Below are 7,588 nucleotides of genomic sequence, written 5' to 3' on the forward strand. Positions count from 1 at the left end.
ACTTTGAATATCAATAATGGCGACGATTAACAGTGGAAGAATCATGGTTAAAATATTTCTCCCAGAAATTAGTGATTGACCAAGACGTTCCTAAACCTCCCCAACTACCACCTGGGATAACGGCATTATACCCAAGTTCCCCTCCATAAACTGTCTCCAACTCAGCTTCTGTCAATTCCATTGTTTCTGCAAATTGTAAATTTAACATCTTTTACACTCCTTCAATTATCTTCATTTGTAAACCACTTCTGCGACCTAGGATTTGCTTCAAATGTTTTACAAGGACAGTATAACACGGAAATTGGCTTATTTTAGAAAATCGCATATTTGATATTTTTTCTTATAGAAATTTCAGATTTGCGATTTTGGTGAATTTGATTACTTCTCTGGTATAATAAAGTTATTACTAACAAGGAGGGATATAATGATGAAGAAAAGAAAAATACAACTGATACTCCTGCTTATTTCGGAGTGGGTTATTGTCATCCCGTTTTTAACTAATCGATAAGCTCTTTGTATTGCTGCAAACGCAATTCAAAAAGGGCTGTCAATTGTGGATTTTCTAATACTTGCAGAGATTGGATAAAATTTTCAATCTCTTTTTGGTTGCTTCCCTTGGTTTGAAGAAAAATACTCATTTTCTTTAAAAATTGCCACGATACTTTCTCAAAAACATCGTACGGACGCAACATGCTCTCCAACTCGGCTTCGAAGATTGGGATGTATGAGAAAAGTTTTCGCTCCATGAGCTCTGATATAATATTCAGAAAGCCACTTTTCATATACAGTCTATTATGTACCAACTCTTTAAATTCTTTGGATTTTTCGAGTAAGGAGGTTGATAAAAAGATCAGATCTTGATTGCTCAAGAAGGGCATAGTATTGCAAAAGAGATAGAGTTCAAACCAGGTCCAAGACTCGATAGCATAGAGATAGGTGGTCAAAAACTCGCTATCCTCCTCTGCTAGTGGGTAGCTTTTATCTAGTGAGTGGATGGCATCTTTGATTACAATAGCATTCAAACGACGATAGGTCTCTGCCATCTGTTCTTGCTTGATTTTCTCCAATAGTTGCTCTAAGCCAGCGATATCTTGGTGGGCAAAGCGATCCACAACCTTTCGACCGATTCGCATATGTGGAGATTCTTGATAGTTGATGAGCTTGTGCCCAAACTCATCAAAGGTCACATTTATACCTTGGATGGCTAGGATCAACTTATCTGCAGACAGCATAGACTGTCCTAGTTCAAACTTGGATAGCTGAGAAGATGTTAGTCCAGCACAAGCCACATCTGACTGCTTGAGCTTTCTAGCCAGGCGCAGTTCCTTGTAAAATTCCCCCAATTCCATTTTTTCAATCATCCTACCACCTCCTAGCTTTTGCATATTATATCATTATTTGTGTTCATTTGTCAAAATATTCTGATAGTTAGAAAAAATAAAAAAGCCAGCCTTAAGCTGACTCTTTATTCTATGGTATCAAAAGCGAGGCTTGGTTTGGCATTGAGGTCCAAGTTTGCAAAGTTTTCTTTGTTCCACTCGCTGACACTGGCATAGGCAATCATACCTGCATTGTCTCCGCAGAGACGCAGAGGTGGAATGATGACATTGACATCTGTGATTTCAGTTGCTAGGCGTTCTCTGAGACCTTTATTGGCTGCCACGCCACCTGCCACGACAAGGGTTTTAACAGGGTATTTCTCCAAAGCCTTCTTGGTTTTAGCCATGAGAATATCCAGTACAGCTGCTTGGAAGGAAGCACACAAATCCTCTGTAGACAGACTTTCTCCCTTTTGCTCAGCATTGTGGTGAAGATTGATAAAGGCAGATTTCAAACCTGAGAATGAAAACTCCAGATTATCCTCCTTAATCATAGCACGTGGGAAATCATAAATATCCTGACCTTTATGAGCAAGTTCGTCAATCTCACGACCTGCAGGATAGGTCAAGCCCATGACACGGCCGACCTTATCATAGGCCTCCCCAACCGCGTCATCTCGCGTTTCCCCAACAATCTTGTAATCACCGGCCTCAGAAACATAAACTAACTCTGTATGTCCACCGCTGACCAAGAGGGCTAGCAAGGGAAAGTCCAAAGGCTCCACGCTCTGAGCCGCCATGAGGTGACCAGCCATGTGATTAACAGGAATCAGTGGAAGTCCATGCGCCCAAGCAAAGGCCTTAGCAGCTGACAAACCGACTAGTAAGGCTCCAACTAAGCCTGGTCCATAGGTAACCGCAACAGCTGTCACGTCCTCTTCGGTAATCCTTGCTTCTGCTAGTGCCTCCTCGATACAGGCTGTAATGACCTCGACATGGTGACGACTGGCTACTTCAGGTACTACGCCACCGAAACGTTTGTGACTCTCAATTTGACTAGCAATGACATTGGACAAGAGCTCATCGTCGTTTTTCAAGACGGCAACACTGGTCTCATCACAGGATGTCTCAAATGCTAAAATATATCTATCCTTCATCTATTTCTCTCTTCATGATGATGGCGTCCTCGACTGGGTCATGGTAGTAGGCCTTTCGCTCAGCGATGACTGCCATCTTTTCTTTCTTGTAAAATGCTTGCGCTCGATGATTTGACTTTCTGACTTCGAGGAAAATCTCCTTGTCTGTCGGCAATTGAGCAAACAAGGCTGACGCAATCCCCTGACCCTGATAGTCTCCTTTAACAGCGATTTGCAAGACTTCTGCCTCAAAGATATTTTCCTGCACAGCTAGAAATCCAATCACTTCTGCCCCATCATAGGCCAGAGCATACCAAGTCTGGTCTTGGAATAGGTCAGCTTGGATTTGTTCCAGCGTCCAAGGACTGACTGGGTAAACAGCTATCATAACAGCGTAGATGGCTTTAGCTAGATCAGGCTGCTGTTGGATTCGTTTGATTTCTATCATAGGCGTTTAATGTAAGACTCGCCAGACTCGGTGTGGTTCTTGAGCCAGTTTTCCTCTGCCTCAACACGTTTGAGGTAATTTGGCACAAAGTCGTGTAAGGAGTCTGCTTCCTTGTCCCAGGCCAAAAGAGCAAGATTGGCTGCATTAGGCAAGGTTTCTTTGTAATTAGTTCTTGATAAATGTTCTTGAATCTGCTCCACAAAGGGGACAACTTCTCCGACAAAGGTTACCTGACTAGCCCCCTTGATTAACTCAATCACTCGCTCAAAGGGCAGGTGTGCTTCTGGCATGACAGATTTGGCATTTTCATAAAATCCTGCATAAACATTGTTGCGACGCGCATCCATCAAAGGAACGAACAAGCCTTCTTGTTGGTAGGGCACCAGAGCCAAGAGACTCGACATACCAACCAACTCGATGTTTAGAGTGTGAGCTAAGGTTTTGGCAGTTGCCACCGCAATTCGCAAGCCTGTGTAGCTACCTGGCCCTTCCGCCACCACGATTCGATCCAAATCTTTGGGCGTCCAGTCCACACTCGCCATCAAAAAATCGATGGCAGGCATAAGGGTAATACTGTGATTTTTCTTAATATTAATCGTCGTCTCGGCAAGAACCTGCTTATCCTCTAAAATAGCGAGAGAAAGAGCCTTGCTAGACGTATCAAAAGCTAATACTTTCATAACACATTCCTATCTTTTTTCTGCTTACTATTATACTACAAAAGCTGGCACATGGGAATTTTCTTTATCCCCAAACAAGAGTGCCCTCACTTAACTAAAAATAATTTAAAAAAATGTTCACTTTTCCTTTTCTTTTACGAATATAAAAGTGAACAAGAAAAAAGGAGGAAAGTTCAATGACAAATTTTGACGTTCTTGACAATCAATTTTTATCCTTATCTGAAAATGAATTATCAGATATTGATGGCGGTCTCGCTCCCTTGGTTATCTTTGGAGTAGCAGTATCTTGGAAAGCTATTGCAGGTGGAACAGCACTTATAGGTTCTGGTTTGGCAGCTGGTTATTTTTTAGGAGGAGATTAATATGATGAAAGATTTGAACAACTATTGTGAAATTTCTACTAAGGAATTGCAAGAAATAAAGGGTGGCTTTGGTGTAGGTGTTGGTATCGCTTTATTTATGGCAGGTTATACCATTGGAAAAGACCTTCGTAAAAAGTTTGGTAAGTCATGCTAGATAAAAAACACATTTTTAGAAGGATAAATTTTATTATCTTTATCTCTTATAGTTTGCTCAGCATTCTCAATGATTTAAACATGACTACTATCCCTTTACCAATTGATCTATCTGTTTGTATTGTTTTATTTTTATGCTTCAACTCTATTTTTGAGCAGAACAATGACTCCCATAAAAATAATAAGCTCTGAAAATTCCATTGTCATGTCATTTTAGAAAAATGCAAAGACCACCTCATCTTGATAGATGGGGTGGAATTTTCGTGTCATAAATTTACTATCTTTTGCCACCAAACAAAAAGCCCCAGCATAAGCGGGGCATCTAAGCATTTAATCCAAAGTAAAATACAAACCAAACGACATAGGTTACAAGGAGGAGAAAAAGCGAGTAGAGAGTCACAAAGGTAATTTTCCACAAGAACTTGGTTTGTCGTCGTTCCAGTTTGGCAAATAGAAGATTCCCTCCATAAACGCAAGCAACAAAAACAATAAAAGCTACCAAGCGAGCTCCGATAGCAAAAGCAAATAAGTTATACATAGGGCAACCTCCTTAGTTTAAAATTATCTTAATAAGTAAAGTGAAATATTGCATAAGTATCCATTTTTAATATCGCAAATATATTTTTTAAAGACATAAACACATCTACAAGCGCCTATAAACAGAAACCTTAAAAGATAAGTTAAAACTTATAAAATAAGATTCTGTTCATAGACACCAATATTCATATCAACACTTTTACGTAACAACTCATATTTTACAAAAACTTAGTCTTATACGAATCTAGAAAATAGAGCCACAGCTGCTCTTGCATATGCTCCTTTAGTTGTATTCCAAGCATTATTTGCTACAATAGGAGATAATCTTATTAGGAATGCGGCATTGCAACTTCTATTATCTGCTAAAAATCCCTTAAAACACTTATCATGATAGAAACAAGCCATATCTAAATCATCAATAGCTGGAATAGAATATCCATTATTTCCCATAACCACAATAATTACCATAAGAGCCTATAGGAAAAAGAGAGCGATCCATTCTAGCCAAATCAGTTGACTCTCCGTTAGTCTCTATATCCGTTACGATTTCGTTTAAAACACGCCCTACCTCCAAAGCTTCATTATCTAAACCAAGCTCCTCTGCTTTATCTAATCTAACTACAGGGAAACCATGTTCATTCAATTCGGTAACTTTATCCAATTCAGAAGTATCTATAAAGTTAAACATAATATCAATAGCACTAAACAATATAGTTTCCGAATTATTTCCTTTCCAGCTTATACTATTTCTTTCTATTATTATAGCATATACTTTTTGATATTGCAAGCGTTTACCAAAGAAATCGTCCCATGACTTTCTCGTTTCCGTCTTTTACTAATTTTTCATTTTGTGGTATAATTGAAATAATTGTAACGAATCAAGGTCAATCTAGACACAAAATGGAATGAAATCAAGCAAATCTATGCTAAAAGTTTGGAATAAGCTGACCTGTAAAATAGAAAGGAACTATATGATTTACAAAGTTTTTTATCAAGAAACAAAAGAACGTAGCCCACGTCGTGAAACAACACGCGCACTATACCTAGACATCGATGCCAACTCAGAACTTGAGGGCCGTATCGCTGCTCGCCAACTTGTCGAAGAAAATCGCCCAGAGTACAATATCGAGTATATCGAACTCTTGTCTGACAAATTGCTAGATTACGAAAAAGAAACTGGCGCCTTCGAAATTACGGAGTTCTAATATGGCCTACACTCTTAAACCTGAAGAAGTCGGCGTTTTTGCCATCGGTGGTCTGGGAGAAATCGGGAAAAATACATACGGAATTGAATACCAAGATGAGATTATCATCGTCGATGCTGGGATTAAATTCCCAGAAGATGACTTGCTGGGTATCGACTATGTCATTCCTGACTACTCATACATCGTGGACAATATCGACCGCGTCAAGGCTGTTTTAATCACACACGGACACGAGGACCACATTGGTGGGATTCCGTTCCTGCTCAAGCAAGCAAATGTCCCTATCTATGCTGGACCACTTGCCTTGGCTTTGATCCGTGGGAAACTCGAAGAACACGGCCTCTTGCGCAACGCCAAACTTTACGAAATAAACCACAACACTGAGTTGACCTTTAAAAATCTCAAGGCAACTTTCTTTAGAACGACTCACTCTATTCCAGAGCCTTTGGGAATTGTCATTCATACTCCGCAAGGAAAAATCATCTGTACGGGCGACTTCAAGTTCGACTTTACTCCAGTTGGAGAACCTGCAGACTTGCATCGTATGGCTGCCCTTGGTGAAGAAGGCGTGCTTTGTCTTCTGTCTGACTCAACAAATGCAGAAGTGCCAACCTTTACCAACTCTGAAAAAGTCGTTGGTCAGTCCATCATGAAGATTATCCAAGGCATTGAAGGACGTATCATCTTTGCATCCTTTGCCTCAAATATCTTCCGTCTCCAGCAAGCAACTGAAGCTGCTGTTAAGACTGGACGTAAGATTGCGGTCTTTGGTCGTTCTATGGAAAAGGCCATTGTCAACGGAATCGACCTTGGCTACATCAAAGCTCCTAAGGGAACCTTTATCGAGCCAAATGAAATCAAAGACTACCCTGCTGGCGAGGTTCTGATCCTCTGTACAGGTAGTCAGGGCGAGCCTATGGCAGCCCTCTCTCGTATCGCCAACGGAACCCACCGTCAGGTACAACTCCAACCCGGTGATACCGTTATCTTCTCTTCAAGCCCAATCCCTGGAAATACGACTAGCGTCAACAAGCTGATTAACATCATTTCTGAAGCTGGTGTCGAAGTTATCCACGGTAAAGTGAACAATATCCATACATCTGGACACGGTGGCCAGCAAGAGCAAAAACTCATGCTCCGCTTGATTAAGCCAAAATACTTCATGCCTGTCCACGGTGAATACCGCATGCAAAAAGTCCACGCTGGACTAGCAGTGGATACTGGTGTTGAGAAGGACAATATCTTTATCATGAGTAATGGTGATGTGCTTGCCCTTACTGCTGACTCAGCTCGTATTGCAGGTCATTTCAACGCCCAAGACATCTATGTCGATGGAAATCGTATCGGTGAAATCGGCGCAGCTGTCCTCAAAGACCGTCGTGATCTATCTGAAGACGGTGTCGTTTTAGCAGTCGCAACTGTTGACTTCAAGTCGCAGATGATTCTATCTGGTCCAGACATCCTCAGCCGAGGCTTTGTCTACATGAGAGAGTCTGGCGACCTGATTCGCCAAAGCCAGCGTATCCTCTTCAATGCCATTCGTATCGCACTGAAAAACAAGGATGCTAGCGTGCAATCTGTCAATGGTGCCATTGTCAACGCTATTCGCCCCTTCCTCTATGAAAATACCGAACGTGAACCGATTATCATCCCGATGATCCTCACACCAGATGAAGAATAATACTCTTCGAAAATCTCTTCAAACCACGTCAGCTTCGCCTTGCCGTATATATGGTTACTGACTTCGT

Annotated in this window: 10 protein-coding genes and 1 pseudogene; 4 read left to right on the forward strand and 7 right to left on the reverse strand. The window is 41.0% G+C overall.

Going from position 1 to position 7,588, the window contains the following annotated elements; translation table 11 throughout:
• Positions 1 to 10 precede the first annotated feature (10 nt).
• The 5 genes from HT719_RS00740 to tsaB form a co-directional block, all read right to left on the reverse strand.
• Positions 11 to 208, reverse strand: coding sequence for a peptide pheromone VP1 (locus HT719_RS00740; protein WP_000933471.1), 198 nt, complete (start codon positions 206 to 208; stop codon positions 11 to 13).
• 289 nt (positions 209 to 497) lie between these two features.
• Positions 498 to 1,361, reverse strand: coding sequence for an XRE/MutR family transcriptional regulator (locus HT719_RS00745; protein WP_172927911.1), 864 nt, complete (start codon positions 1,359 to 1,361; stop codon positions 498 to 500).
• A gap of 104 nt (positions 1,362 to 1,465) precedes the next feature.
• Entirely contained in the window at positions 1,466 to 2,476 is a 1,011-nt protein-coding gene (gene tsaD / locus HT719_RS00750; protein WP_138702642.1) for a tRNA (adenosine(37)-N6)-threonylcarbamoyltransferase complex transferase subunit TsaD, read from the reverse strand.
• Complete coding sequence (gene rimI / locus HT719_RS00755; RefSeq protein WP_054378376.1) at positions 2,466 to 2,903, reverse strand: ribosomal protein S18-alanine N-acetyltransferase; 438 nt, start codon at positions 2,901 to 2,903, stop codon at positions 2,466 to 2,468. Before rimI ends, tsaD begins: the two co-directional genes overlap by 11 nt.
• Positions 2,900 to 3,583, reverse strand: coding sequence for a tRNA (adenosine(37)-N6)-threonylcarbamoyltransferase complex dimerization subunit type 1 TsaB (gene tsaB, locus HT719_RS00760; RefSeq protein ID WP_100104421.1), 684 nt, complete (start codon positions 3,581 to 3,583; stop codon positions 2,900 to 2,902). The genes rimI and tsaB overlap by 4 nt, the downstream gene beginning before the upstream one ends.
• A 176-nt stretch (positions 3,584 to 3,759) precedes the next feature.
• Between tsaB and cibA the strand changes: the two genes are divergently transcribed.
• The gene (gene cibA, locus HT719_RS00765) at positions 3,760 to 3,945 is read left to right on the forward strand and encodes a fratricide two-peptide bacteriocin subunit CibA (protein WP_000180841.1); all 186 of its coding nucleotides are present in this window, start codon (positions 3,760 to 3,762) and stop codon (positions 3,943 to 3,945) included.
• Position 3,946: 1 nt separating this feature from the next.
• The gene (cibB, locus tag HT719_RS00770; RefSeq protein ID WP_000974046.1) at positions 3,947 to 4,099 is read left to right on the forward strand and encodes a fratricide two-peptide bacteriocin subunit CibB; all 153 of its coding nucleotides are present in this window, start codon (positions 3,947 to 3,949) and stop codon (positions 4,097 to 4,099) included.
• A 321-nt stretch (positions 4,100 to 4,420) separates the two neighbouring features.
• On the opposite strand, the gene HT719_RS00775 is transcribed toward cibB, so the two are convergent.
• Both HT719_RS00775 and HT719_RS11980 read right to left on the reverse strand, forming a co-directional pair.
• Complete coding sequence (locus HT719_RS00775; RefSeq protein WP_023935522.1) at positions 4,421 to 4,636, reverse strand: hypothetical protein; 216 nt, start codon at positions 4,634 to 4,636, stop codon at positions 4,421 to 4,423.
• Between the two features lie 374 nt (positions 4,637 to 5,010).
• Positions 5,011 to 5,104, reverse strand: a pseudogene (locus HT719_RS11980) (phospholipase); the annotation flags it as partial.
• A 502-nt stretch (positions 5,105 to 5,606) separates the two neighbouring features.
• Here HT719_RS11980 and HT719_RS00790 point away from each other — a divergent pair.
• Positions 5,607 to 5,840, forward strand: a complete 234-nt coding sequence (locus HT719_RS00790; protein ID WP_000639571.1) for a DNA-dependent RNA polymerase subunit epsilon — start codon at positions 5,607 to 5,609, stop codon at positions 5,838 to 5,840.
• A gap of 1 nt (position 5,841) precedes the next feature.
• Positions 5,842 to 7,521 (forward strand): ribonuclease J, encoded by a 1,680-nt coding sequence (locus HT719_RS00795; protein ID WP_000331962.1) that lies wholly within the window; start codon positions 5,842 to 5,844, stop codon positions 7,519 to 7,521.
• Positions 7,522 to 7,588 lie beyond the last annotated feature (67 nt).

The organism is Streptococcus sp. k-378, assembly GCF_013277505.1.
Classification (GTDB): Bacteria; Bacillota; Bacilli; order Lactobacillales; family Streptococcaceae; genus Streptococcus; species Streptococcus pseudopneumoniae.